The sequence below is a fragment of the Desulfoluna sp. HI9BLuna genome (genome assembly GCF_056829775.1).
Map to the genome: position 1 here is coordinate 4,444,952 of NZ_CP186555.1, position 25,895 is coordinate 4,470,846.

24 protein-coding genes are annotated in these 25,895 nt (G+C 56.5%); 13 read left to right on the forward strand and 11 right to left on the reverse strand.

Annotated elements, in window-relative coordinates:
- Nucleotide 1: 1 nt before the first annotated feature.
- From ACOYW0_RS18115 to mraZ, 5 genes are all read right to left on the reverse strand, one after another.
- Nucleotides 2-1,504: a UDP-N-acetylmuramoyl-L-alanyl-D-glutamate--2,6-diaminopimelate ligase gene (locus ACOYW0_RS18115; RefSeq protein ID WP_482415207.1), complete on the reverse strand. Its 1,503-nt coding sequence runs from the start codon at nt 1,502-1,504 to the stop codon at nt 2-4.
- Nucleotides 1,501-3,264, reverse strand: coding sequence for a peptidoglycan D,D-transpeptidase FtsI family protein (locus ACOYW0_RS18120; protein WP_482415208.1), 1,764 nt, complete (start codon nt 3,262-3,264; stop codon nt 1,501-1,503). The genes ACOYW0_RS18115 and ACOYW0_RS18120 overlap by 4 nt, the downstream gene beginning before the upstream one ends.
- Before the next feature lie 90 nt (nt 3,265-3,354).
- Entirely contained in the window at nt 3,355-3,654 is a 300-nt protein-coding gene (locus tag ACOYW0_RS18125) for a hypothetical protein (RefSeq protein WP_482415209.1), read from the reverse strand.
- 81 nt (nt 3,655-3,735) lie between these two features.
- Entirely contained in the window at nt 3,736-4,674 is a 939-nt protein-coding gene (gene rsmH / locus ACOYW0_RS18130; protein WP_482415210.1) for a 16S rRNA (cytosine(1402)-N(4))-methyltransferase RsmH, read from the reverse strand.
- Nucleotides 4,675-4,680: 6 nt separating this feature from the next.
- The gene (mraZ, locus tag ACOYW0_RS18135; protein WP_482415211.1) at nt 4,681-5,133 is read right to left on the reverse strand and encodes a division/cell wall cluster transcriptional repressor MraZ; all 453 of its coding nucleotides are present in this window, start codon (nt 5,131-5,133) and stop codon (nt 4,681-4,683) included.
- A gap of 398 nt (nt 5,134-5,531) precedes the next feature.
- Here mraZ and ACOYW0_RS18140 point away from each other — a divergent pair, with 398 nt between their 5' ends.
- From ACOYW0_RS18140 to ACOYW0_RS18195, 12 genes are all read left to right on the forward strand, one after another.
- The gene (locus ACOYW0_RS18140) at nt 5,532-6,455 is read left to right on the forward strand and encodes a diacylglycerol/lipid kinase family protein (protein WP_482415212.1); all 924 of its coding nucleotides are present in this window, start codon (nt 5,532-5,534) and stop codon (nt 6,453-6,455) included.
- 296 nt (nt 6,456-6,751) lie between these two features.
- Complete coding sequence (locus tag ACOYW0_RS18145; RefSeq protein WP_482415213.1) at nt 6,752-7,762, forward strand: ABC transporter permease subunit; 1,011 nt, start codon at nt 6,752-6,754, stop codon at nt 7,760-7,762.
- Nucleotides 7,759-8,802 (forward strand): ABC transporter permease, encoded by a 1,044-nt coding sequence (locus tag ACOYW0_RS18150; protein WP_482415214.1) that lies wholly within the window; start codon nt 7,759-7,761, stop codon nt 8,800-8,802. The genes ACOYW0_RS18145 and ACOYW0_RS18150 overlap by 4 nt, the downstream gene beginning before the upstream one ends.
- A gap of 258 nt (nt 8,803-9,060) precedes the next feature.
- Nucleotides 9,061-10,860: an extracellular solute-binding protein gene (locus ACOYW0_RS18155; RefSeq protein WP_482415215.1), complete on the forward strand. Its 1,800-nt coding sequence runs from the start codon at nt 9,061-9,063 to the stop codon at nt 10,858-10,860.
- Between the two features lie 2 nt (nt 10,861-10,862).
- Nucleotides 10,863-11,870, forward strand: coding sequence for an ABC transporter ATP-binding protein (locus tag ACOYW0_RS18160; RefSeq protein WP_482415216.1), 1,008 nt, complete (start codon nt 10,863-10,865; stop codon nt 11,868-11,870).
- A 630-nt stretch (nt 11,871-12,500) separates the two neighbouring features.
- Complete coding sequence (locus ACOYW0_RS18165; RefSeq protein ID WP_482415217.1) at nt 12,501-13,466, forward strand: IS110 family RNA-guided transposase; 966 nt, start codon at nt 12,501-12,503, stop codon at nt 13,464-13,466.
- 192 nt (nt 13,467-13,658) lie between these two features.
- The gene (locus ACOYW0_RS18170) at nt 13,659-14,717 is read left to right on the forward strand and encodes an ABC transporter ATP-binding protein (RefSeq protein ID WP_482418845.1); all 1,059 of its coding nucleotides are present in this window, start codon (nt 13,659-13,661) and stop codon (nt 14,715-14,717) included.
- A gap of 541 nt (nt 14,718-15,258) precedes the next feature.
- Nucleotides 15,259-15,585, forward strand: a complete 327-nt coding sequence (locus ACOYW0_RS18175; RefSeq protein ID WP_482415218.1) for an MGMT family protein — start codon at nt 15,259-15,261, stop codon at nt 15,583-15,585.
- A gap of 93 nt (nt 15,586-15,678) precedes the next feature.
- Nucleotides 15,679-15,885 carry a 4Fe-4S dicluster domain-containing protein gene (locus ACOYW0_RS18180; RefSeq protein ID WP_180136688.1) on the forward strand — a complete coding sequence of 69 codons (207 nt, stop codon included), beginning with the start codon at nt 15,679-15,681 and terminating at the stop codon, nt 15,883-15,885.
- 74 nt (nt 15,886-15,959) lie between these two features.
- Nucleotides 15,960-17,108, forward strand: coding sequence for a 2-oxoacid:acceptor oxidoreductase subunit alpha (locus tag ACOYW0_RS18185; protein WP_482415219.1), 1,149 nt, complete (start codon nt 15,960-15,962; stop codon nt 17,106-17,108).
- Nucleotides 17,109-17,912 carry a 2-oxoacid:ferredoxin oxidoreductase subunit beta gene (locus tag ACOYW0_RS18190; protein WP_482415220.1) on the forward strand — a complete coding sequence of 268 codons (804 nt, stop codon included), beginning with the start codon at nt 17,109-17,111 and terminating at the stop codon, nt 17,910-17,912.
- Between the two features lie 2 nt (nt 17,913-17,914).
- Complete coding sequence (locus ACOYW0_RS18195) at nt 17,915-18,460, forward strand: 2-oxoacid:acceptor oxidoreductase family protein (protein WP_482415221.1); 546 nt, start codon at nt 17,915-17,917, stop codon at nt 18,458-18,460.
- Nucleotides 18,461-18,718: 258 nt separating this feature from the next.
- Here ACOYW0_RS18195 and ACOYW0_RS18200 read toward each other — a convergent pair whose 3' ends face one another.
- Entirely contained in the window at nt 18,719-19,885 is a 1,167-nt protein-coding gene (locus tag ACOYW0_RS18200) for an NAD(P)/FAD-dependent oxidoreductase (RefSeq protein WP_482415222.1), read from the reverse strand.
- 455 nt (nt 19,886-20,340) lie between these two features.
- Here ACOYW0_RS18200 and ACOYW0_RS18205 point away from each other — a divergent pair, with 455 nt between their 5' ends.
- Entirely contained in the window at nt 20,341-20,835 is a 495-nt protein-coding gene (locus ACOYW0_RS18205) for an NlpC/P60 family protein (RefSeq protein ID WP_482415223.1), read from the forward strand.
- 195 nt (nt 20,836-21,030) lie between these two features.
- Here the strand turns inward: ACOYW0_RS18205 and ACOYW0_RS18210 are convergent, their stop codons facing one another.
- The 5 genes from ACOYW0_RS18210 to ACOYW0_RS18230 form a co-directional block, all read right to left on the reverse strand.
- Complete coding sequence (locus ACOYW0_RS18210; protein ID WP_482415224.1) at nt 21,031-21,456, reverse strand: LexA family protein; 426 nt, start codon at nt 21,454-21,456, stop codon at nt 21,031-21,033.
- 185 nt (nt 21,457-21,641) lie between these two features.
- Nucleotides 21,642-21,977, reverse strand: coding sequence for a DUF2845 domain-containing protein (locus ACOYW0_RS18215; protein WP_482415225.1), 336 nt, complete (start codon nt 21,975-21,977; stop codon nt 21,642-21,644).
- A 527-nt stretch (nt 21,978-22,504) separates the two neighbouring features.
- Nucleotides 22,505-22,933 (reverse strand): iron-sulfur cluster assembly scaffold protein, encoded by a 429-nt coding sequence (locus ACOYW0_RS18220; protein WP_482415226.1) that lies wholly within the window; start codon nt 22,931-22,933, stop codon nt 22,505-22,507.
- 791 nt (nt 22,934-23,724) lie between these two features.
- Nucleotides 23,725-24,153, reverse strand: a complete 429-nt coding sequence (locus tag ACOYW0_RS18225) for a hypothetical protein (RefSeq protein WP_482415227.1) — start codon at nt 24,151-24,153, stop codon at nt 23,725-23,727.
- Nucleotides 24,154-24,318: 165 nt separating this feature from the next.
- Nucleotides 24,319-25,539 (reverse strand): IS256 family transposase, encoded by a 1,221-nt coding sequence (locus ACOYW0_RS18230; protein WP_482415228.1) that lies wholly within the window; start codon nt 25,537-25,539, stop codon nt 24,319-24,321.
- Between the last annotated feature and the right edge of the window lie 356 nt (nt 25,540-25,895).

The window sequence follows — 25,895 nt, forward strand, 5'->3', positions numbered from 1 at the left end:
CCTATCTTCTGTCTTCAACCGCCTTCAGAACCTCCTTCCTGTCGTCAAAATCGAGTCGCTTGCCGCCGATGATCTGGTAGGTCTCGTGACCCTTTCCCGCCACCAGCACGGTGTCTCCGGGTCGGGCCGACGCCACGGCCAGGCCGATGGCCTCGCGGCGATCGACAACCACCACGTACCCTTTTCGGGAAAAATCCTTTGAGAGACGCTCAGGTTCATACCTGAAACTTGTTTCCCCGTCTATACCCGGAACCATGTCTTCGATAATTTTTTCGGGTGCTTCACTCCGGGGATTGTCCGAGGTGAGGACGGCAAGATCGCTGTATGCCGCGCCGATGCCCGCCATCAGGGGGCGCTTGGTACGGTCCCGGTCCCCGCCGCATCCCAGCACGCAGATGAGGCGTCCCGGCACGAGGTGCCGAAGAGTGGACAGGACATTTTCAAGGGCGTCCGGGGTGTGGGCGTAATCCACAAAAAGGTGACGCCCGCAGGGGGTGTCCACGCGCTCCAGGCGTCCCGGCACCTTGAAGGCGGCAACCCCTCGCACCACGGCGTCCATGGGGATGCCTACGGAAAGGGCGGCCCCTGCGGCACAGAGAATGTTCTCCATGTTGTAGCGGCCCGTGGCTCCGGAGGCAAAGGGTGTACGCCCCTCGGAGGTGACGAACTCGCCTTTGATGCCGTCGATGGCCACCTCGATGCGGTCGGCGGTAAGGGCCCCGGTGTCGCCTCCCACAGGGAAGACTTTGCCTGAGAGGGTCTCGGCCAGGTGGCGTCCGTGCTCGTTGGCCATGTTGATGACAGCGGCGCCGCCCTCTTTTCGGTGCCCTTCGAAGAGCTGGCGCTTGGCCTCGCCGTAGATCTCCATGGTGCCGTGGTAATCCAGGTGGTCCTGGGTGAGGTTGGTGAAGATGGCTGTGTCAAAGGCGCATCCGGCCACGCGGTCCAGTGCCAGGGCGTGGGAGGAGACCTCCATCACGGCGTGGGTGACCCCGGCTGCCGCCATGCGGGCCAGGGTGTCCTGAATGTCCCGGGACTCGGGGGTGGTCATGGCGCTGGCTTCTTCTTTTCCGCAGAAACGGGTGCTGATGGTGCCCATGACCCCGGCGGAGTGGCCTGCGGCAGCAAAGATGCTCTCCATAATATAAGCCACGGTGGTTTTGCCGTTGGTGCCGGTGACCGCAACGAGGGTGAGCCTGTCGGCCGGGTTCTCGTAAAAGGTTGCCGAGATCAGCGCAAGGGCCTTGCGCGAGTCGGTGACCTGGATGTAGGGGACGGAAAGGTCGTCGTGGGGAATCTCTCCGAGGACGGCCACGGCCCCGCGCTCAATGGCTTCCGGAATGTAGCGGTGGCCGTCCACCGCCTCTCCGGGAACAGCCACGAACAGGGCGCCTTCGGTTACTTTTCGGGAGTCGTACTGAACGGCGGATACCAACGGGTCCGCCTCGGGCAGCGGGGCTGCCAGCAGGTCTCCTATATTATGTGTGAGGCAGGATAATGTCACTTCTTCTCCTCGCTCTTCAAGGCCAGAAGCAGTTTCTCCGGAATGGATTCGGTTTCCGGGGCAACATGCAGGTAGTCCAGGGTTTTGTATGCAATTTCTCGAAAGGCGGGACCGGCCACGGTGGAGCCGTAGTACCCGCCGCTTCTCGGGTCGTCCAGGACGACCACAATGCTCAGCTCAGGGTTCTTCATGGGGACAAAGCCCGCAAAGGAGGCGATGTACCGGTCTTTGAAATAGCGCTTGTCCGGCCCGATTTTCTGGGCAGTGCCGGTTTTTCCGCACACCGTGTAGCCGGTGAGGGCCGCCTTGACCCCGGTGCCACCCTCTTCGGTGACCGAGGCCATGATTTTTTTTACGAACCGGGCGGTCTCCGGGGTGATGATCCGTTTCTGGCCCGGGGATGAAAAGGCCTTCTCTCTTTCACCGTTGGGGGAGACAACCTCCTTGACGATCCAGGGTTTCACCAGCATGCCGTCGTTGGCCAGGGCAGAGTAGGCAGTGGCCAGCTGGACGGCGGTCACCGAAACCCCTTGGCCAAAGGCCACGGCCCCGGTCTCAACCCGGTTCCAGTTGGAAGCGTTGGTGAGGATGCCACGGGACTCCCCGTTGAGGTTGATGCCGCTCTTCTGGCCGAAGCCAAAGTCTTTCAACGCCGTGTACAGGGCGGTTTTGCCGATGATCTCGGAGATCTTCACCACGGCGATGTTGCTGGAAAACTTGATCACCTGCTCAAGGCTGAGCCATTCGTACTCGTGGGTGTCATGGAAGGTGAATCCGCCGATATCATAGGCCCCGTTCTCGCAGTAAAAAATGCTGGAGCGCTTCACCTTGCCCGAGTCCAGGGCCGCGGCCACCACAAAGACCTTCATGGTGGATCCGGGTTCAAAATCTGCAGATACGGCGCGGTTGCTCCGGGTCTCCCCGCTGAAGGCGCCGAAGTTGTTGGGGTTGAAGCCCGGGTAGTTGGCCATGGCCAGGATCTCGCCGGTTTTGGGTCGCATCACCACGGCCATGCCCGAGGAGGCCTTGTGGGTGACGGCCGCGTCCCTCAGGGCGGATTCGGCAATGTCCTGGATGTTGGCGTCGATGGTGAGGACCAGATTGCTCCCGCTGATCTTTTCGATGGGGGCCGACTCGATGTCCACGGGCTTGCCCGTGCCGTCCCACTTAACCGTGCGGTTGGCGGTGGTGGGGCTTAAGATGTCGTTGTACCGGTACTCCAGCCCGTTGCGTCCGCCGATGTCGTCGATCTTGGAGGCGCCGATGAGCTGGCCTGCCAGCTCCATGCTGGGGTAGACCCGCTTGTGGAACGGGTGGACCTCCACGCCGGGAATCTTCAGGGCAGCTACAGCCGCGCCCATTTCAGGGGAGACGGGGCGCTTGATCCAGTTGTACTTTGGATGCCGCAGGGCGCGTTCCACCTCTTTGCGGCTCATTTTCAGGGCCGAGGCGATCTGCCGTGCCGCCCGGGGCACGTTGTCGATGGCGGCGGCCTTTCTGGGGTAGACCCCGATGGCCTTGGCCGCGATGCTCACGGCAAGGGGGCGGCCGTTGCGGTCGCTGATGGTGCCTCGCTTGCCCATGACCTTGTCGGACCGGGCAAACCGAACCTCAGCCTTGCGGCTGAGCCACCCCTGTTTGAGGACCTGCAGGGAGACCGCCTGTGTCGCAATGACCAGAAACCCCGCGGCAAACATAAGGGCGAGCAGGGTCCCCCTTGCTTTGACGCGTTTGATGGTGGTGTCGGTGTGTGCGGGCATGGTTTCCTCTATGGTTTTGACGGGCTTGAAAAATAAGGAATCAAGGCCGTTTTACTTGCTTGCTTTGTCTTGTTTGCTGGTTCCGACGGCCTACTGCGGACTTTTCAGCCGGAGGATCTGGTCCTGGGTGGGCCGCTTCAGGCCGAGTTCCTTCCGGGCTCTGCCCGTGATCTGCCGGGGTGATTTCAGGTGCGCCAGCTCGACCTTGAGACGTTTTCGGGTCTTGACCAGTTTCTGGTTCAGGATCGTCTCCGAGGCGATGGAGCGGTTGGTCAGGTGGCACCTGCTACGTACCCAGGTGTAGGTGAACCCTTCCGCCAGCAGCACCGCAAGAAACAGCAGGACGGCCAGTTGCATGGCCGGGGAGATCAAAAACTTTTTTCGGCTCATGGGACAGGTCCGTCAGAGGGTGAGGCCGGGGTTCGGCAACGTGCGCTCAGGGGCGGTCAAGCAAATCATCCTGCCCCAGCGTTACAATTTTTCACAGGCCCTGAGGCGTGTGCTGCGTGCCATGGGATTGTCCGCCACTTCGTCGTCGGCGGGTCGAACGGCCTTGCGGGTGAGGAGCTTGACCTTCGGCTCGTTTCCACAGGTGCAGATGGGGAACTGTTTCGGGCAGGTGCATCCGGTGGCCAGCTCCTTCATCTTCTGCTTGACGATGCGGTCCTCCAGGGAGTGAAAGGAGAGAACGCACAGCCTGCCGCCGGGGTTGAGGAGCCCCAGAAAATCATCCATGAACCGCTCCAGCCGATCCAGCTCGCGGTTGACGGCGATGCGGATGGCCTGGAAACTTCGGGTGGCCGGATGGATCTTCTGCTTGGCCACCGCCTTGGCCGGCATGGCGTAACGGATGATGTCGGCAAGCTCCGCCGTGGTCGTGATGGGCGATGCCTGGCGCTTTTTAACGATGGCCCTGGCAATGCCCCGGGAGAAACGCTCTTCCCCGTATTTGAAGATGATATCTGCCAGCTCCTTTTCCGGGAGCGTGTTGACAAGGTCTTCGGCGGTGGTGTCACCCCGGGCGTCCATGCGCATGTCCAGGGGCTCGTCCCGCATGAAGCTGAATCCTCGGCCGCTGCCTTCAAGCTGGTGCTGCGAGAGCCCGATGTCCACCAGGATCCCGTCCACGCCGCTTACGCCGAAGTCCGTGAGGATGGCGGCGATGTTGGCAAAATTGTCGTGGACAAGGGTGACGCTCTCACCGTGGTCGGAGAATCGTTTCCGGGCGTTTTGTATGGCGTCCATGTCCTGATCGATCCCGATGAACCGGCCCCCCGGCATGATGCGATCGATGATCAGTGCCGAGTGGCCCCCCCCGCCCAGGGTACCGTCCACAAAGGTGCCGCCCTGTTTGGGATCAAGGGCGGTCATGACCTCTCGGGGCATGGCGGATATATGTTTGAAATCCATTTGGATCTAAAGTCCCAGTTCCATCAGCTCGTCACGAGCTTCGTCGGTTTGGAGCAGCTCTTCGATGGCGTCCTGCTCGTCTTTCAGTTTGTCTGATTGCCAGATCTCGAAGCGTTCTACCAGGCCCACGAGGGTGACCTCTCCTTCGGGCCGGATGTCGGCATAGTCCCGGAGGTCTTTGGGGATCTGTATACGCCCCTGTTTGTCCAGGGAGCACGCCTGGGCGCTGCCGATGATAAAACGCCGGATCTTGTTCATGTGCTTGCCCATGGCTTTGCGCAGCTTGGTCTCAAAAATGTCCCACTCTTCCATGGTGTAGGCGTAGAGGGCCCCGTCCAGTTTTGTCACCATCACGCACTCCTCCCGTCCCGCCTTGATGACGGATCGGAACCGCGAAGGGATGATGAGTCTCCCTTTGGGGTCCAGCGTGTGATTCGAGGTGCCTCTGAATGCGCTCATGCCAAGCCTTTGGGTGTTTGGTGCACATTACATCCACTTTACTTTTGTAAGACTACAATTTTTGGTCGAATAGTCAAGGGAAAAAACAAAATTTGTTACAAATTATTTAATGATTATATGCGATTAACCGTGTAAAAGAAAAGTGCAGTTGATGAGATGTAAAGTGGAGTGGAACGGGGTTCAGAAAAAAAAGATCTGGGCACGGGGCCGAAAGTTCTGATAAGAATCAGGAGACTTGCACCCTCCCCTCTGGCATCCCGGAGCAAGCATTCCCGACAGCCTGTACGCATCGCGTCGTGACGCGACATCCCATTGTCGCGGGCAGAGGTACCTCGCATTTCAAGCCGTGTATTGCGATTTTTTTTATACCTTAAATACAATTTTAGGAAACGAGACCCGTGATTTCAGTCATTCATAATCCCAACGCCAAGCAGAACCGAAAACGACCCGAGCGTGCCGAGCGGCTGGCAAAGATTCTGGAGGGTGTCGGCACCCTTCACCAGACCCGATCCGTGGAGGCGGTCCATGATGTGGCCAGGCACTGCCTGGAGACAGGGTGCAAAGTGGTGGGGGTCAACGGGGGCGACGGCTCACTTCAGATGGCCATGACCATTTTTGCCGATATCTATAAGGAGAACCCCCTGCCTTCCTTTGTGGTGATGCGCGGCGGCACCATGAACACCGTGGCGGGCGGCCTGGGCATCAAGGGGACGCCTGAGTCCATTTTGAGCAAGGTGGTCAAGGGGCTCAAAGACCAGGGCCCCCTGACCCGCATGAAGAACCAGGTCCTCTGCGCAAACGGACACCTGGGGTTCATGTCCGGGGCTGCCGTGGTGGTGAGGTTCCTGGATGCCTATTACGACGCCCCGAGCCAGGGGCCGGTGCAGGCGGTGAAGATGGGATTCCAGATTGCAGGTAGCACCCTTGCAGGCACCGGCTACGCCAAAGAGATGTTCAAGCCCGAGCCCCTTATCGTAGAGGTGGATGGAGAGCCCTTGCCCGAGACGGAGTTCAGCATCATCCTGGGCTGCACCGTGGAGGACATCAGCATGGGCTGCAGGGCAACCCCCAGAGCCTATGAGCGCAAGGGCGCCTTTCACTTCATGGCCTGCTCCCTTTCCCCCATGCAGATCGTGGGTCAGATTCCCAGGCTCTGGACCGGCCGCGACATTCCCCATGACGCCATGCACTACTCCGCCCCGGCCGAGCAGGTGACCATCCGTTCGGAAAACGGGCCTGTCCGCTGGATGCTCGACGGCGAATGCCGCACCGACGACCGGCTTGACATCAAGGTGTGGGGCGAGGTGGAGCTTCTCTGGTAAGTCCGGGGTGGCGACTTTGCTTTTTTGAGTGGCCGTATGACGCTCGTAAACAGGGCTTATGTTCTGCTTTTGCACCTGCGTGGCCCTGTCGGGAAGACAAAAAGCCGCACGGGAGTGCGGCGCTCCAGAACATTATAAGGTCGTGGCGACGTCAGCCATACCACCCGTTTCGGTTTACAGGCGCAGCCTGTCGGCGAATGTGACGTGGCCGAGGAACGAGGGCTCGGAGCATTTGCAACCCGCTTTCGAGGTGGCACACCTCGCCGCCGGAGGCAATTTTTCAATAAAAGGCATCGATGAAAGCATACTTTATCAGGCGATTGTTGTTGGTGATCCCCACCTTTCTCGGCATCACGGTGATGGTGTTTGCTGTGACCCGGTTTGTGCCGGGGGGGCCCGTGGAGCGGATGATTGCCGAGGCGCGGGCTCAGCAGACGGGCATGGTCACAGGGGATCAGAGTCAGCCCCTGTCCGAGGACCAGATTGAGGAACTCAAGCGGTACTATGGGTTCGACAAGCCCCTGCTCCAGAGTTATGCCTCCTGGCTGGGTAAGGTGGTGACCGGTGACCTGGGAACTTCCACGCGGTATTACGACCCGGTGCTTTCCATGATTCTGGACCGACTCCCCATCTCCCTTTACTTCGGGCTCATCTCCCTGGTGCTGGTGTACGGGGTGTGCATCCCTTTGGGGGTGGCCAAGGCCGTGCGCCACAACAGCCGGTTCGACAACATCTCCTCCCTTCTCGTCTTTACAGGCTACGCCATTCCCGGCTGGGTCATCGGGGTGCTGCTTCTCCTTCTTTTTGCGGCACGCTGGGAGTTTTTCCCTCTGGGGGGCTTTGTGGGGGACTTTTACGACGAGCTGGATGCCTGGGGAAAGGTGAAGGACGTGGTGTGGCACACGGTGCTGCCGGTGATCTCCTATGTGGCGGGCTCCTTTGCCGTCATGACCATGCTCATGAAAAACACCCTTATGGACAACCTGGCCGCCGACTACATGCGCACAGCCGTGGCCAAGGGCCTTCCCTTTCGCAAGGCGGTGTTCCGTCACGCGCTTCGCAACAGCCTCATTCCCCTTGCCACCAGTTTCGGCAGCAACATTTCCCTGATCCTCACCGGTTCCTTTTTAATTGAAAAGGTGTTCAACATTGACGGCATGGGCCTCCTCGGCTACGAATCCGTGGTGGAGCGGGATTATCCCGTGGTGCTGGGGGTGCTGGTGATCTCCTCCCTGCTTTTTCTCATCGGCAATATCCTGTCGGATATCTGCGTGGCCTTAACCGACCCAAGGGTGACCTTCGAATGATGGCGCTTAATCCCCTGACCATACGAAAGCTCAAACGATTCCGCTCCATCAAGCGCGGGTTCTGGTCTTTTGTGATTCTGATGATCCTCCTGGTGCTGGCCGTGGGGGCCGAGTTGTGGGTCAACAGCCGGGCCCTGGTGGTGAGTTATAACGGGAACCTTGTGTTTCCCACCTACGGGGCCATGGTGCCGGGCAGCGACTTCGGCCTGGATTACAGCTACGAGACCAACTACCGGAAGCTGAAAGAGCATCTTGAAGAAGAAGGGACGGGGTGGGTGATCATGCCCCCCATTCCCTGGAATCCCCTTGAGACCGACCTCAAGGAGGGGGATTACCCGCCCTTTGCCCCGGCTATAGAAGGGCGGCACCTTCTGGGCACGGACACCGTGGGCCGCGATGTGCTGGCCCGCCTGGTCTATGGCTTTCGAACGGCCATCTTTTTTGCCCTTGGGCTCCTTATTGTGACCTACGGGGTCGGGGTGGGAGTGGGCTGCCTCATGGGGTACCTGGGGGGGCGCTTTGACCTCTTTGTCCAGCGACTCATTGAGATCTGGTCCAACGTGCCCTTTTTGTATGTGGTGATCATCATCGCCTCGGTGATGACCCCGGGTTTCTGGACCCTTATTATCCTCATGGCATTGTTCAGCTGGATGGGCATGACTTGGGTGATGCGCACCATGACCTATCGGGAACGGGAGCGCGAGTACGTCCTGGCCGCCCGGGCCATGGGCGCCTCCCGGAGCCGGATTATTTTTCGCCACATCCTGCCCAACACCCTGGCCGTGGTGGTGACCTACGCCCCGTTCTCCGTGTCTGGAGGGATCGTTGCCCTGACCTCCCTGGACTACCTGGGCTTCGGCCTGCCCGCGCCCACCCCGAGCTGGGGGGAGCTGCTCAACCAGGGCTGGGCCAACATGGATGCCTGGTGGATTGCCGGGGCGGTCATCGTGGCCTTGACCGTGGTGCTCACCACCGTCACCTTTGTGGGAGAGGCGGTGAGGGAGGCGTTTGATCCGAAGATGTATACATATTATGAATAGTGAATGGTGAGTAGTCAGTAGTGAATGGTGAATAGTTGGTGGTGAATGGTGTGATTGTGCCGAGGGTGAGGGGGCACGCTGGTTATAGGGAAAACAGGTGATAGGAAAAACGGGGGAATGGGGGAGGCTAAGGGCTAAGGGCTAAGGGCTAAGGGCTAAAGGCTAAAGGCTAAAGGCGAAGGGCGAAAGGCGAAAGGCGAAAGGGGCGGGCGGCGTGTGGGCGAGCCCGGAGGTTTTTATTTTTATCAGGAGAACAGAATGCGACAACAGGTGATGGCTCGGTTCATCGTTTTGACTTTGGCTTTTTTGGTGTGGGGGGGAGCCTGCCTGGCAGGCGAAACCCTGCCCGAGGGGATAACGTGGCTGACCAACCATGAGGACCCGGTCTTTGCCTCCCCAGATGCGGTGAAGGGCGGGGTGTTTCGAAGTGCCATTGCCAGCTACCCCTTGACCTTCCGCACCGTGGGGCCGGATTCCAACGGCAGCTTCCGGAGCAACATCGGGGCCAACCAGATGAGCCTGGTGGCGCTTCACCCCAATACCGAGCGTATTATCCCGGCCCTGGCCACCCACTGGGCCTTCGGGGACGACAAGAAGACCATGTACTTCAAGCTCGACCCCAGGGCGCGCTGGTCCGACGGGGTGCCGGTGACGGCCGGGGATTTTGTCTATACCATGGAGTTCATGCGGTCCAAGGATATCGTGGCGCCCTGGTACAACCGCTATTACACCGAGGAGATCGAAAAGGTCATCGTCTACGACGACCACACCCTGGCGGTGGTGAGCACCAGGGCGGAGCCGGATCTACACTTGAAGCTCACCATTTCACCCACCCCGCGCCATTATTACGGCAAGCTCGGTAAAGATTTTGTTGCCCGGTACAACTGGAAGATTGTTCCCAACACCGGCCCGTACCAGATCAGCTCCTTTAAAAAAGGAAAGGAGGTGGTCTTTACCCGGAAAAAGGACTGGTGGGCAAAGGACCTCCACTACACCAAGGGCCGGTACAATGTGAACAAGGTGATCTTCCGTGTGGTGCGGGACTACAACACCCAGTGGGAGTATTTCCGCAAAGGGCGCTTCGACACCTTCCGCATCACCTATCCCAAATACTGGTACCGCAAGAGCGACACCGACGTGGTAAACAAGGGGTATGTGGAGCGGATCTGGTTTTTCAACGACACCAGGCGCCCGCCCCAGGGCTTTTACCTCAACGAGGACCGGGAGATCTTCAAGGATCGTAACGTGCGTCTGGCTTTTGCCTACGCCATGAACGTGGACAAGGTGATCAAAAAAGTGCTTCGGGGTGACTACTTCCGCCTGAAGCAGGCCTACCAGGGATACGGGGAGTACACGGACGAGAGCATCGAAGCGCGCCCCTACGACATCGGCAAGGTGGCCGAGTGCATGACCGCCTCGGGGTGGGCCCGGGGAGGCGACGGCATCTGGGAGAAGGAGGGTAAGCGGTTCTCCGTGGAGGTGAGCTACTCCTTTGATGAGATCACCGAGCGGCTTGTGGTGCTCAAGGAAGAAGCAAAGAAGGCCGGAGTGGAGATTCGCCTCCAGAAGCTGGACAACTCTGCGGCCTTCAAGAAATTTCTGGAGAAACGACACGACGTGGCCATGATGGCCTGGTCCACCAGCTTTCATCCGAGGTACTGGCAGACCTACCACTCGGACAACGCCCACAAGCCCCAGACCAACAACATCACCAACACAGACAACAAGGAACTGGACGAGGTCATCGACCGCTACCACAACTCCCTGGACGAAGAGGAGCGCAAGGTCCTTTCCCGGAAAATCCAGCGTATGCTCCACGATCAGGCGAACTTTGTGCCCACCATGATGGTGCCCTATTTCCGGCAGGCGTACTGGCGCTGGTGGCGGCTGCCCGAGCCCCCCGGCACCAAGCACTCCAACGACCTTTTCGACCCCTTTGGCGACAGTGTGCTCTGGTACGACAAGGCGCGCCACGAGGAGACAAAGAAGGCCATGAAAAAGAAAAAGGCATTTGAGCCGGTGACCATCATCGACGAGACCTTCAAGCCGAAAGGATAAGCATGGCAGACGATCTTCGGCAGGCGGACGATCCCATTCTCTCGGTGCGGGGGCTCACCGTGGCCTTTGACACCGAGGCCGGTGTGTTGAGGGCCGTTGACAAGGTGGGCTTTGAGCTGACCCGAGGGCGCACCCTGGGGATCGTGGGAGAATCAGGCTGCGGCAAGAGCGTGACAGCCCTATCCGTCATGCGCCTTCTGCCGCGCCCCATGGCCCGCATCGAAGAAGGGGAGGTGGTGCTGGACGGCACCGACCTTCTGGGTCTTTCGGCCGATGCCATGCAGACGGTGAGGGGTGCTTCCGTGGCCATGGTCTTTCAGGAACCCATGGCTGCCCTGAACCCCGTCCACACCCTCTTCAAACAGGTCTCCGAGCCCCTGCGCATTCATCGGCCCGAGATGGGAAAAAAAGAGTTGCAGGCCGAGGTGGTGCGCCTTCTTTCGGCCGTGGGTATTCCCGATGCCGAAAGTCGCCTGTCCGCCTATCCTCACCAGCTCTCCGGCGGGATGCGCCAGCGGGTGATGATTGCCATGGCCCTGGCCCTGTCGCCTTCCATCCTCATCGCCGATGAGCCCACCACGGCCCTGGATGTCACGGTGCAGGCCCAGATCCTCGATTTGATTCGGGACATCCGTACCTCCATGGGCATGTCCGTGATCTTCATTACCCACGATTTGGGCGTTATTGCCGAGCAGTGCGACGACGTGGTGGTGATGTACGCAGGCAAGGTGGTGGAACGGGCTGCTGTGAAGACCCTTTTCTCGGACCCCAAGCATCCGTATACCAAGGGGCTCCTAGCCTCCATGCCCCGGCTCGATTCCCCGAGGAAAACCCGCCTTGAAACCATCACAGGCCAGGTGCCCGGGCTCATGGAGCTGCCTTCGGGTTGCCGGTTCAGGAACCGTTGCCCCCATGCCATGGAACGCTGTGCAGCCGAGGTGCCGGCTGACCTGATGGTAGGCCAGGACCATGAAGTGGCCTGCCACCTGTACGACCACCAAGGGGCTTGATACAACCCAACGGTCAATGTGGTTGCCAAAAGCCTGCCTTCGGTGGCCCTGCCGGGGGCCAAGCTCTTGAAAAGTGAGACAGACAGGTTGTGTAAAATGTAAAGGGTGCGCAATCGTATTTTTATGTGGGGGACGCGTTACCGGGGAGGTAGGGTGCGCTTGCGCACCGCCGAAGAATCGTAACGGTCATAAAACCACCTGTGCGGGTGACCGTCACGCCGTATAGACATAGCAAAAGATGGCGGTTTTCCATACAAATGGTGCGCAAGCACACCCTTGTGTTAGCGTTTATGTCATTCTATGCTTCAGAGGCAATTCGGCCAGGGCCTTTCAGCGTCACCCCATGGTGCCAACGAAAGGAGCCCGAAGGGCGACTGGAGTTGGCACCATGGGGTGACGCTGAGCACCTCCGGTGCAGCCAGGCCCCCAAGCAACTTATGGCAATGTATGTCGTGCCACATTTAACTCGGTAATAATCCAGAAAATCGCATGCCGTGCGCACCCTTGGGCACAAGCCCGTGACGTAGATTATGCAGCGATTTTCTTCTCCAGCGAAAGATCGAACAGTATCTTTGGCTCGGTATAACCGACAGCCCGCACTCACAAGGTTGATCACGCAGGGAGGATTCTTTGAAAACAGCTATAGGTATTGACGTTTCCAAGGCCAAGTTGGATGTTGCCCTACGCCTTTCCAACGGTAAATTTCGAAGTAAAGTTGTCAAAAATGATGCCAGTGGTTTCAAACAACTCAGCACATGGATAGCTCGTCAAAAATCTGAGCCATTGCCACATGTTTGCATGGAGGCCACCGGCGTTTACTGGGAGGATCTTGCTGATTACCTACACCAGAAGGGGCATCCTGTCTCTGTCATGAATCCGTTGCAAATTAAATCATATGCAACTTCAATGTTGATTCGGACAAAGACTGATGCTGTGGATTCTCGAATTATTGCCGAGTTTTGCGCCAATCAAAACCCAGCATTATGGACGCCTCCTCCCCTTTCCGTCAAAAAAGTACGTGCTCTCATTGCAAGGCGTGAGGCCCTTATCTCTATGATCTCACAGGAAAACAACCGATTGCATGTTGCTAACGATGCCGTAAAAAGCAGCATTGAGTCTGTTATTCTCCATCTCAAGACTGAGCTTAAAGAGATTGAAAAGAAAATAAAACAGGTCATTGATGATGATCCAGATCTCAAGGCAAAAAAAGACCTTTTGGATTCAATACCGGGACTTGGGAAAGTCACAGTGCCTGTTCTCCTCTCCATTCTTGCTGGTGCACACAACTTCAAAACAGCTCGCCAAGTTGCTGCTTTTGTTGGGTTAGACCCACGTCACCATGAATCTGGTTCCAGTGTTAAGATGAAGCAACGGATTTCGAAAGTTGGCCATAAATCAATTAGAAAAGCCTTATATATGCCTGCAATGGTTACCATTTACAGAACAGAGTGGGGTGGCCGATTCAAAGAGCGACTCCTTGCATCTGGCAAGGCACCAAAGGTAATCATCACTGCTATGATGAGAAAGTTAATCCATGTTGCATTTGGTGTTTTAAAAAAACAAACGCCTTTTGACCATTCACTACATAATGCGTGACTTTGACAGTATCTACAGGATGTCACATAAACAGGTGCCAGGTTTTATTCTTCTTCTCGCTCTCAGGCTCTGCCTGGGAGCGAAAAGGTACCCCGATACAAGGGCATCGCCCCTTAACGCTGGTATCCAACACGGGCGAAGCCCGTCAGCAAATGCGTAGGGCGAGGAACGAGCACCGGAGCATTTGCGATCCTGGGTTCCAAGGGCTCAGCCCTTGGCCGCCGGAGGCAGGTATTTTATTCTTTTTGGACACGTTGCAACCATTGGAAGGAGCGGCACGGCATGTTGACGGTGAAGGACCTGGTGAAATACTTTCCGGTGACGGGGGGCGTCTTCAAGCGCAAGGTGGGGAATGTCCACGCCGTTGACGGAGTCTCCTTTTCCGTGGCCCCGGGCGAGACCCTGGGGCTGGTGGGGGAGTCCGGATGCGGCAAGAGCACCCTGGGGCGCACCCTGGCAGCTTTGTACGAGGCCACCTCCGGCAGCGTGCGTTTTGACGGCACGGATCTCACCACCCTCACCGAAAAAGAACTGAAACCTTTCAGGCGTCGGATCCAGATGGTGTTTCAGGACCCGTTTGAGTCCCTTAACAGCCGCCACAGCGTGGGGGAGATTATTCAGGAACCTCTGGTGATCCACGGCATCGGGGACGGACCGTCCAGGCGAAAGCGTGTGGCCGAGCTTCTGGATCAGGTGGGGCTGCCCCGGTCTGCGGAGAGTCGGTTTCCCCATGAGTTTTCGGGTGGCCAGCGCCAGCGCATCGGCATTGCCCGTGCCATTGCCCTTTCCCCGGACCTTTTGATCTGTGACGAGCCGGTTTCGGCCCTGGACGTCTCCATCCAGTCTCAGGTGATTAACCTTCTCCTCGACCTTCAGGAGGAGATGGGGCTCACCACCCTGTTCATCGCCCACGATCTGGCCGTGGTGCGTCTGGTGTCGGATCAGGTGGCCGTCATGTACCTGGGCAAGATCGTGGAGCAGACCGACGCCGACACCATCTACCGCGAGCCCCTGCATCCTTACACCCAGGCGCTGATCTCCGCCATCCCGGTGCCCGAGCCCGGGGCGCAGGGAAACCGCATTATCCTCAAGGGCGATGTGCCGTCCCCCATCCACCCCCCGTCCGGGTGCCGGTTCCACACCCGCTGCCCCCACGTCATGGACATCTGCCGCACCACAGAACCCGAGTTCCTGGACCAGGGGCAAGGGCACCTCGTGGCCTGCCATCTGTACGAGCCCCCAGTGGTTTAGGTACTTGGAAAAAGCATGCCTTCGGCAGCGAGGGTGGCGAAGCCACTATAGCGAAAACACCTCGAAAGCATATTGCCGTTGCGCTTTGTCCCTCGTTCCTCGGGTCAAAGCGCAACGGCCTTCGGCTTGGGCTTCGCCCGATACATAAGCAGCTGGTTTGTACGAGCTGTTTTACAAGCCTTAAAAGATTAGGGCTTATTAATGTAACTCATTGAATGTACGCTTTAACCGGGCTGCCTCCGGCTGCAAGGTGTAGTACCTTGAAAGCAAATGACAGCCGGGCTTCGCCCCTCATTCCTGTGGTCAAGTCCCAGCGGTATTCTGGCGAGCTATTCTGTGATTATTTGTTTCCGACAGCTTAACCCGGATATTTTATAGGAAACTAGCCAGGCCGATCCGCTTACGTACGGGCGCAGCCCGTCAGCAAATGCGTCGGGCGAGGAACGAGCCCGGAAGCATTTGCGATCCTGGGGTGCAGGGGCTTAAGCTCCTGCCCGCCGGAGGCACGATTTTAAAACCGATTTTGTCTTTGGAGGCCTTTGTGTCCCACTCTCTTTTTACCCGGCGTGTGATCACCCTGATCCGCGCCATCCCTTCCGGCCGTGTGTGCACCTACGGCCTTCTGGCCGCGTCCGCGGGAAACCCTCGGGGGGCGCGCCAGGTCTCCCGCATTCTCCACAGCTGCTCTGAAACGGAGGGGTTGCCCTGGCACCGTGTGGTGAACCGCTTGGGCCGGATCTCTCTGACCGGCTCGTCCCGGGATATCCAGGCCGGTCTTCTTGCTGCCGAAGGCGTTGCCTTCGGCCCGGACGGCGGCCTGGATCTGGATCGCTATCTGTGGGTTCCTCCCGAAATCTCTTTTTCTTGACAATCCCCTGCAAAACCTCTACCCCTAAAACAGGGAGTAATTCCCGCGACAGGGCAACTCATAGCGACCGGATAACGCAAGGAGGGCGCAACCATGAGGCCACAGAAATTGAAGGAGATCGTCATCAACCGGGACTGGTGCAAGGGGTGCGGGGTGTGCATCCACTTTTGCCCAAAGGAGGTCCTGGAAAAAGACCCCTTTGACAAGGTGGTTGTGGCCCATCCGGAAAAATGCACCTGCTGCAGGCTCTGTGAGCTGAGGTGCCCGGAGCTCGCCAGCGAAGTGATCGTGGAAAAGTGAATCGCCCATACCATTTGCCGATGTGACAAACGCTCAGGATCTTTAACCGTTGCGCTCCGAAAGAGGCTGCCCATATGGAAGAGACCGTTGTGTTCGTTCAGGGAAACGAAGCGTGTGTGGAAGGGGCCCTGTATGCGGGGGTCGGATTTTTTGCGGGCTACCCCATCACGCCCTCCACGGAGATCGCAGAACTTCTGGCAAGGCGGTTGCCGAAGCGCGGGGGCCGTTTCATTCAGATGGAAGATGAGATCTCTTCCATGTGCGCCATTGTCGGTGGGTCGCTCACGGGCAACAAGGTGATGACCGCCACCAGCGGCCCGGGCTTCTCCTTGATGCAGGAGGCCCTGGGCTACGCGGTGATGACCGAGATCCCCTGCGTTATTGTCAACGTGCAGCGGGGCGGTCCGTCCACGGGAAATCCCACCCATGTGGCCCAGGGGGACGTCAACCAGGCACGCTGGGGCACCCACGGCGACCATGCCATCATCACCCTTACCGCTTCCAATCATCAGGACGTCTTTGCCATGACCGTCCACGCCTTTAACATGGCCGAGACCTACCGCACCCCTGTTATTCTCCTCTTTGATGAAGTGATCGGGCACATGAGGGAAAAGCTCGTGATCCCCGAGCCCGGCGTTTTGCCTGTGGTGGATCGGCTCCGCACTTCGGTAAAACGGGGGGTGGACTATCACCCCTACCTGCCCCGGGAGGACGGAAGGCTGCCCATGAGCGACTTCGGCGGGGTGCACCGATACAACGTCACCGGCCTCTACCACGACATGTGGGGTTTCCCCTCGGGCAAGCCCGAGGTGGTGGAGAGCCTGTTGAACCACCTGGTGGACAAGATTGAGACCAACGTCCACGAGATTACCCGGTACAAGGAGGCGTATCTGGAGGACGCGGATGTGATCCTTCTCTCCTTTGGATCGGCCGCGCGATCGGCCCTCCACACCGTGGAGAACCGGCGCAGGCGGGGCGAAAAACTGGGTTATTTAGAGCTGCAATCCATCTGGCCTTTTCCCTCGCTTCTCGTGCGGGAAAAGTGCCGGAACGCCACGAACATCGTGGTGGTGGAGATGAACAAGGGGCAGGTGACCGAGGCGGTGAAGGCGGCCGTGGACAACCCGGAACGGGTCTTTCTGGCCAACCGCATCGACGGGGAGCTGATCTCTCCCACCAACATCAAGAATATCCTGCGGATCATCCAGGGCAAGGGGGTGTAGATGGGGACCCGAGACTATATCCGGGAACGCTTTTTTCCGCACATGTGGTGCCCGGGATGCGGCCACGGCACGGTGCTGAACTGCCTGGTCCGGGCCATCGAGGAACTGGCCGTGGACAAGAGCGATATCGTGGTCACCTCCGGTATCGGGTGCTCGGCGCGGATCTCAGGGTACGTGGATTTTCACTCCCTGCACACCCTCCACGGCAGGGCCCTGGCCTTTGCCACGGGCGTGAAGTTTACCCAGCCGGAGCTCACCCTCATCGTGCCCATGGGGGATGGCGACGCCCTGGCCATCGGGGGCAACCATTTTATCCACGCAGCCCGGCGGAACATCGACATCACGGCCGTTGTGATGAACAACCGGATCTACGGCATGACCGGCGGGCAGTACTCCCCCATGACCTGCCCGGACGCCATGGCCACCACCGCGCCGTACGGTAACATCGACAACGCCTTTGACGCGGTGGAGCTTGCTCGGGCAGCGGGTGCCTCCTTTGTGGCGCGCACCACAACCTACCATGCCAAGGAGGGGATCCAGATCCTGAAAAAGGCCATCCAGCACAAGGGGTTTTCCGTGGTGGAGTTTTTAAGCCAGTGCCCCACCCAGTTCGGCCGGAGAAACCAGCTGGCAGACGCCTCGGCCATGCTGGAGTACTTTAAGACAAACACCGCCCCCATCGGGTCGGCAAAGGCCAGGGAGAACCCCGATATCCTTGAACGGGGGATTTTTGTGGAGGAGGAGCGAACCGAATACTGCGACGCCTACGAGGCGGTGATCCGCGACTATGTGAAGGGGGAGTGACCATGGAAAAGTACCGCATGGTGTTTTCGGGATCAGGGGGGCAGGGCGTCATCACCGCCGCCATTATCCTGGCCGAAGCAGCCGTTCTCTACGAGGGGCTCGTGGCGGTTCAGTCCCAGTCTTACGGCGCGGAGGCCAGGGGCGGGGCCACGCGTGGAGACCTCATCATCTCCGAGTTTCCCATTCTCTTTCCCAAGGTGACCCAGCCCAACGTGCTGGTGTGTCTGACCCAGGAGGCCTACGACAAATTCACCCCCATTATCCGGCCGGGGGGCCTGCTCCTCTCCGACGAGCGGTTTGTGGCGCCCCGCAAAAAAGTCGACGCCCGTCAGGTAAGCCTGCCCATGTTCCAGTCGGTCATGGAAGAGCTTGGCGACCCCGTGGCCTTCAATATCTGCATGCTGGGGGCGCTTATGGGACTCATCGGCGTGGTGCGCATGGAATCGATTCGTGCCGTCATTGAAAAGCGGGTGCCCGAGGCATACGTGGAAATGAACGGCAAGGCCCTGGACCTGGGGCATGGGTTGGCCGAGGCGTTAACGGCTTGAGCAGGGCAGGGGGGTAACTCTTCAGATCAACACAAGCCTCCGGCGGCAAGGTGTACCACCTTGAAAGCAGATTGCGAATGTGCTTTGCGCCTCGTTCCTCGGGTCAAATCTCATTCGCCTTTTAAACAAACGTCGATCGTAACTATTCAGCTCAAAAAAGCCTCCGGCGGCCCTGCCGGGGGCCAAACTTTTAAAAAGTTAGACAAACAGGTCTTGAGTAAGCCTTCCAGGCTCTGCCGAAACAATTTCGACATTTTCTTAGGAAAGTTTTTTGCGGAGCTTTTTTTCAAAAAAGCGACCCGCCGGAGGCAAGCTGAATAACCGCTGATATTTTTTCATGAACCGGGTGTCGATAAAGGTCTTGATGTGGAAGGCGAGGCGACCGGCCGTGGTGAATCCGTTTTTGTGCAGGTAGCCTGCGTGTTCCCCCAGGTTGAAGATGAGGAGATAGCTGCCCCCGGGGTCAAAGGGGGAGAGGGGCGCTCCTTCAAGGCGTGCCAGAAGGTTGTCGCGCAGCACGGCGTTCTGACGCACCGCATAGACCCCCACCTTGGCCAGGGGCTCGGGCTCGAAGTGGATGCAGTCCCCGCCGCCGAAGATGTCCGGGTGGTCCGTACATTGAAGGTATCGGTTGACCGTCAGGCCGCCGTCCGGGCCCGTGGGCAGGCCGGAGTCGGCAAAGAGGGTGGAAGGCCGTACGCCGGTGGCATCCACGATGACGTCTGCGTGTTGGCGAGCGCCGGAGACCAAGGTCACGGCGTTTTTTTCGGCCCGGGCCACGGCATTGTTCTCAATGAGCTTGATGCCCCGTTTACTCAGGCGCCCGGTAACCCCCTGGCGGATGGTGTCTGGAAAGGACTCCAGAAACCGCCTTCGTGTGTGGATGGTGATGACGGGGGCCTCTCCCCGGGCCGCATTGATGAGCTGGAGGATGTTTCCAGCCACCTCCGCCGATGAGGGGCCTCCCCCTGCTACGGAGATGTGAAGGGACGTCTCCCGGCACCGGTCCAGGATGGCCTGCCTGAGGGAGAGAAGCGACTCAATGGGCTTTACAGGAAAAACCTCTGCGTCCGGGGCCTTCTCAAAGGGGCTTTTGACAAAGCTCCCCACGTTGGCAGACAGCACGTCGTAGCTGAGCCGCTCCCCGGATTCCAGCCGGACCGTTTTTTCAGATGGGTCGATGGCCACGGCAAGGCCCGAAACAAACCGGCCCCCACCAGCTTTCACCGCCGCTTCGGTGTCAAAGCGGATCTCTTCCGGCGTAAAGGTGCCGCCCAGCATGCCGGGACCCATGCCCGAGTAGTAGTGGTGGCGGCTCGGGGCCACCACCGTGATCTCATGGCCGTGTTCGCCAATGGCCGAAAGGGCCACCAGGGTTTCCAGGTGGGCGTGTCCGCCCCCCAGCAGGAGAAGCTTTTTTTTCATGGGAACCTCGTGTGTTGGTGCCAGGTGGGGGCACCTGGAAACCCTATGGCGAATGCATGGATGCATCCATTATACCATCGCTTTCGGGGCATTCGCGTGATGTATGACATGGGGCCACCGTTTTTGCAGGATAGGCCCGTTTCGTTCGTCTGGAAGCGCTTGAAATTTAATTGGTTTTAACCGGCGTAACTCCGGTGTTCAGAGATTTTTTTTATCGTGTGGCGTTGCCACTCCCTGGACATCAGGTTCGGAAATGCTCTTTCGTTCCCAGGCTCTGCCTGGGAATGCTGCACGGAGGCCCTGCCTCCATGGTTGCAACGTATTCACCCTGTAAGTCTTATCCAGTATGCCGTAATACGCCACTCCCGAAAGGCAATGGATATGTCAAAGCCCGTCAATAAAAGTGAGCAAACATTTGGCTCTCGGCAGGGCCATTAAAGGTAAAATTTGAATAAATGAAAAAATGGATTGTGTGTTTGATTGTGTTCAATCTCATGGGATGTGCCACCGCTCCCATGGTGAAGCAACGGAAAACCGTTAAGATGGTTCACGTGCCCCCTGCGGGTCATGCCAAGTCCGCGGGCGTCAAGGCAAAGCTCGACGCCCGGTATGCTGACTGGAAGGGGGCTCCTTACCGAATGGGGGGCAACAGCAAAAGCGGGGTGGACTGCTCCGGTTTTGTCCATCGGACCTTTCGGGAGACCTTTGGGGTGACCATTCCCAGAACCACCCGCCGCCTTGCAAAGACAGGTGCGCCGGTCAAGAGAAGCGAGCTGCGCGTGGGGGATCTGGTGCTCTTTAAAACAGGCATCACCCTTCGCCACGTGGGGATCTACATGGGCAGCGATACCTTTCTCCATGTCTCCACTCAAAAAGGGGTGACCGTCTCCAGCTTGAACAATCCCTACTGGCGGAAACGGTACTGGACCGCCCGGCGGGTGAAACACTAACCTCGAAATTTTGCCTCCAACGGGGCTTGGGCAGAGGACGATACATGTAAAAAGGTCGGTTTGTGGGTAACATTCGGACGGTTCGAGGTGTTCACAGGGCCACTTTGTCAAACCTGCTTTTTTAAGCTGGAGAAAGTGTGGTACCCGGCAGGGGGGCCGGAGGCAATGTTGAGCTGAATGGTTACGTCTTTTTTCTTACAGGGGGTGGATCACGCTGGTGACGACGCCCCAGACGCTGAAATCGTTCGCTTCCGTTACCTCGATGGGTTTATAGCGCTCGTTTTCCGCCTCAAGAAAAATTCGATCCCCCTGGCACCTAAGGCGTTTCACTGTCAGCTCCCCGTTTAAGATGGCAATGACCACACGCCGATCCGTGGGCTCCAGTGAGCGATCCACGATCAAGAGGTCCTCCGGGTGAATCCCGGCCCCGATCATGGAGTCGCCGGTTACGCGTACAAAAAAGGTGGCGGCCGGGTGCCGCACCAGATATTCGTTCAGGTCCAGGGACCCCTCCACAAAATCTTCCGCCGGAGACGGGAACCCCGCAACAACCCGGCTCATGAACAGGGGCCTTCGGCACGACACCGAGGTGTCGGCCTTGTTTATTCGTTTAATCTTCATACCGCCCAATATATCCCATCCCGACCATATCCGCAAAAGCCGGTTCGCTCCCAGTGGGGCGCTTTCTCGCTTTGCTCGCAGGGAACCGTTCGGTATATCGGCAAAGGCTCCCTCAATGTTCGAGTAAGTCGAATCAACCGGGGGAGCCTTCGCTGTGTACTGTGGGGCGGTTGTATCTGGGAGGATTATCTTTTTTCACCGAGGGAGTTGATTTCTGTCAGCCGGTTTCCTTCGAACACCAGGCTATAATAATACGTGCTGTTGTAATTTGTCGTTTTGATGGTCCACTCCTCGATCTTCATCACCCGGATCCTTTTTTCTGACGTGGAGCCATGGCTGGCTTCGGTCTCCACGCGATCAATGTAGCCCAGGATCTCCTTTGAGACAGGTTCTCCGCAAATCATGCGGACTGACCCCTTTGAATCTCCGACTGAGATGGTGTCGTTTCCGTATCTCAGGGCAAAGGCAGGGGCTGAGGCCATGATGACAAAACAAAATGCGATGATGATTCGTTTCAGCATATCAACTATTCCTTTCATGGGGGGATGTGTGTGTGTCCGGTTCCGGTGACGAGAGCGCAGCTATCAGGGCAATTTCTTTATGGTGTTTCCGATCATGCCGTAAATAGCATCTTTTTTCTGGCGGGGCCGTCTGTCTTTTTTACAGGTGAGGGGTGTGATCACACCTAATAATAAACCGACGCCATCAATTGGCCCGTAAACACCGTTTGTGTTGATATCTTGACACAATCATTTTGTCTTGCAAATAAAAAATACTTTTGTTTTTGTTGATGAGTATTGAGGTCTTGTTCATCTCGATGGTAGTAAGGCAGGCTGATTTTTTCGCATTGCGAGGAGGCTCGTAGGGCGCAGCTCCCGCACCTTTTTTTGGTGGCAAAGGATCACGTTGGTTTTCGAGAAAAACGTTGCGCACGGCGCGCACCACCCTGCTTTTCATTGTGTTATGCAACTTCGTATTGAGGTGGCAACGGCTATGGCACAAGGGGCTTCTACCCCGCCCCCAGTGCCGTTGGTGTGAGACAAAGCCCTTACCTTCTTTTTTTCATATAACACGACAGCGCTTCCTGAAGCGTCGAGGCTGCAAGGCCCGAGCAATGCGTGTCTTCATCGGGTAATTTTCCGACTGTTTCCAAAACCCGTTCACCGGTAATATTCGCAAGCTCATCCGGGTCTTTGCCAATGGCAAGTTCTGCTGCAAAGGAGCCGCACAGAGAACTTGAGGCACATCCATTGGTAAAATAGGAGGCCTCGGTAACCCGGTTATCCGAAAATTTCAGGTAGATTTCCATTGTGTCACCGCAAGACCCCGTCAACGAGGCAAAGGCGTCGGGATTCTCCATTTTGCCCTGAAAACGGGGGTTCCTCCAGCGCTCAAACCCCTTTTCACCAAACGATTCTTTAGCGTCCTCAAAAATCTCATCCTGAAGATTGTCCAAAAAAGCATCTAAATTATCCATGTCTCTATCCTGTCTTATTTTTTGTAAGCACAACCGATTGATGGGTTATGCCCTTATTTGCACGTTACCATGGTTAAGGCTGAGGCCCTCCATGGGCTTGCTCACACCCCTTTTATTCTCGGTCCTTCGGTTCTCAATCATAGGTGAAATTTATTTTTCTTCAAGGGTGAACATGAGATAAAAAATTTCAACTCCCGCATTGTGTATAACTTCCTGTCGTGTGATCTCTGTATGGGTTGGCGTATCGTTACGCCCCGACATATCGGAAAACTCGTCTTAGGTCGTGACGGTGGGGCAGGTAGGGTGCGGCCCCCGCACCGCTTTTTGATGCGTGAACCGTATTCATTCATCTTTGACGGGAAGGGGATGCAATGAAACCATGCAACGTATTTGGTCAGAGTCAGGCAGGGTCGGGGGGGGAGAGGGAGGTGTCAAGCGTGCAGGTACAGTTTCTTTTCCATACACTCGGCAATACACGATGATGCTGCAGGACATAAGTCGGGTGCGCCGTGCGCACCGCCTCTTCCATAAGCCAGAACAGCTTCGTGTTTTCTAAAAGAAAATCGGGGGCCACACACCGTCCCTCGTGAGGCCGGAAAGAGGTCATTTTGTCAAATGTGTAGATGTGACCCCTTTACTCACCTTCGATAGGTTTGGGGCGTTTTTTTGCAACTTAGAGGGTAGGTGCAGCAGGGGGATGGAAGCGCGTTGTTGTTGGGCTTCTGAGGCTTTTTGATGATTGCAAAGTTTGCAAGGTGTTGCGGGGGGCAAGGAAAGGGAGGATGGTGGGCTCACTTATCATTTAAATACATCGCTTTGAAAAACCATCCACCTTCAGCTCCTTCGATATCTTTCTCAAAGTCATCCTTGTTGCTTGTGCGTGATGCCATGCCCCACGTACGTGGGATGCTCTTGTCAATCAGGAGTTGGAACATATCAGGACTGTTTTTGAACGTTAACCTTTGACCGCTTTTGAGAAAGACGTGGGTCTTCCAATTTATCCAAACCATTTGAATGTCGTTGGTCTTGAACTCAATCGGAAGACGTTTCGTGTATATGATGCACGTCCAATTATCGTTTGAATTGTCATATTGAAGTTTCCATACAAGCCCTTTGGTAAGACAATAAAAAGCAGCTCCTGTAAAAAGATAGAAGGGACAAAAGAAAGTAAAAAAGACCTGGGTTGGTAAAAGAGATAAATGATCGGTGGTATTGTTCAAAGACGGGTCTATTAAAAATACAAAGTATGTCGTTATGAACGCCACCAGTAATAAGGCAATAACGACAAGCAGAGGGTTGAATCTTAGACCTTTTTCAGGGATCTCTATCGTGACGTGTTCGCCGTCTTTGAGACTGTCAAATAAACTGTGTATCTGGCGTTTAAATCAAAGAGGGACTCTCCCCTCAAATACAATCGAAAAATAGTTGAGAGCAGCAGCCCAGTCCCTGATGGGGCGCGACCACTTCTCAGAAGCCTTTAATATCGCCAGATACAAAACCTTTCGCACTGAATCCTCTGTTGGAAAAGCTGCCCGTTTCTTTGTAATTTTCTTCAATGATGCGTTCAAAGATTCGATAGCATTTGTCGTATAAATGACTTTACGTATCGGTTCTGGGTAACGGAAGAACGGCGCTATATTTTCCCATTTAGAACGCCATATTTGGCCGATAATTGGGAACCTTTCTCCCCACTCTTGCTCAAATTGATCCAAAGCTCTCAAACCAGCTTCTTCTGTGGGTGCAGTGTAGATTTCCTTTAAACTCTTTACGACGTTCTTTCGCTCTTTCCAACCAACGTATCTCAAAGAATTACGCACCATATGAACGATACAGAGCTGGACTTCCGTCTGAGGAAAGACGTTCCCAATGGCTTCAGGAAAGCCCTTTAAGCCGTCAACACAAGCGACCAAAATATCTTTTACCCCTCGGCTTTGAAGCTCAGTGAGGATGCCAAGCCAAAATTTTGCACCCTCAGCCTCTCCAATCCAGAGGCCAAGAAGCTCTTTGTTACCTTCAAGGTTTACACCCAATGCCAGATAAACAGCTCGATTTTCAACATGGCTGCCTTTACGAATTTTTAGATATATTGCATCCAGGTAAACGATGGGGTAGACCGTATCCAACGGACGAGACTGCCACTGGCGAACATCATCTATGACGCTGTCGGTCACATTGCTGATCAGTGTCGGGGATACTTCAACACTATAGAGATCTTTGAGATGGCCCTGGATCTCTCTCACTGTCATTCCGCGAGCATATAGTGCAATGACCTTGTCATCAAACCCTGGAAGCCTTTTTTGGCGCTTTCTGACTAACTGAGGTTCGAAATCACCATCTCGATCCCTGGGAACCTCAATATCAAGTGAACCTCGATTCGTTACAATTGTCTTTTTTGTATTGCCATTACGGACGTTTGTCGAGCGACTCTTTTGGCGTTCATTCTTCTGGTAGCCGAGATGATCGGTCAGCTCGCCTTCCAAGGCGCGTTCCACAAGGCGTTTGGTTAAATCCTCAAGAAGTCCATCTTTATTAAATAGTTCTTTAGGGTCTTCATCTTTGAGCAGCTCATCTAAAAGTGCATCTATACGACTCTGCTTTTTGGCCATGGTGACATTCTCCTTTCAGGAGGTTAATACCACAGCCAGATACACAGATAAATTTACACTCTCCCGTCTTTCATCTTAATCCTTAAATCGTGTATTCTCTATTGTATTGTTAAAGGAATTATTACTGATGCTATTCTCGTGCTGTCAATTAAACAGGACTTAATATTTACTGTGATGCAATATCTCTTGTAAAGTAGAAGCTGAGAGACTTAAGTCCTTTCGCTCCAGGGTAGTCAATCTACAATTGAACGAGGGATGGGTTGCCTGGTCGAAAGATTGATCACATGTTGATCAGGCAGGACTGAGAGCCCCGTCATTGCTGTGAGGGCTCCGGTTCGATTCCCGCCATTTATATT